Genomic DNA, 396 nt, shown 5'->3' on the forward strand with positions numbered 1-396 from the left:
TGGACGCGGGGTCTTCTGATCCGCCGCAACATCGCCGACGGCAGCTTGGCCTTCTTCTCCACATGGTGCCCCAAAGGCACGTCCATGCAGAAGCTGGTGTCGGTGGAAGGCCATCGCTGGGCCATCGCCTGTCCCGAAATCATCGAGCGCAATACGGACGCCGGCTTGACGAAGTTCGTCAATCACGGTCTTCGCAGCCCCGTTTCTTTCCACGAACGCGCTCTCTGTAATTTCAATCTCCAGGTGGCGCGGACTAAAGCCGGTCTGCTCTAGGAGCGATATAATGCGCTCTCCAAGCGCGGAATCCCGCAACTGAACAGGCGAAATGTTGAAGGCAAGCGAAAACGTCTTTGGCCACGCAGTGGCATCAAGACACGCGCGGCGAAACAGCTGATC

The 396-nt window shown here is 58.3% G+C and carries 2 pseudogenes; one reads left to right on the forward strand and one right to left on the reverse strand.

Going from position 1 to position 396, the window contains the following annotated elements:
- A pseudogene (locus I6F33_RS38095) lies at positions 1-126 on the forward strand (IS701 family transposase); the annotation flags it as partial.
- Positions 127-180: 54 nt separating this feature from the next.
- On the opposite strand, the pseudogene I6F33_RS38100 reads toward I6F33_RS38095, so the two are convergent.
- Positions 181-390, reverse strand: a pseudogene (locus I6F33_RS38100) (EAL domain-containing protein); the annotation flags it as partial.
- Positions 391-396: the final 6 nt, after the last annotated feature.

This window comes from Bradyrhizobium sp. BRP20 (genome assembly GCF_020194215.1).
In the GTDB taxonomy this organism is placed as follows: Bacteria; Pseudomonadota; Alphaproteobacteria; order Rhizobiales; family Xanthobacteraceae; genus Bradyrhizobium; species Bradyrhizobium yuanmingense.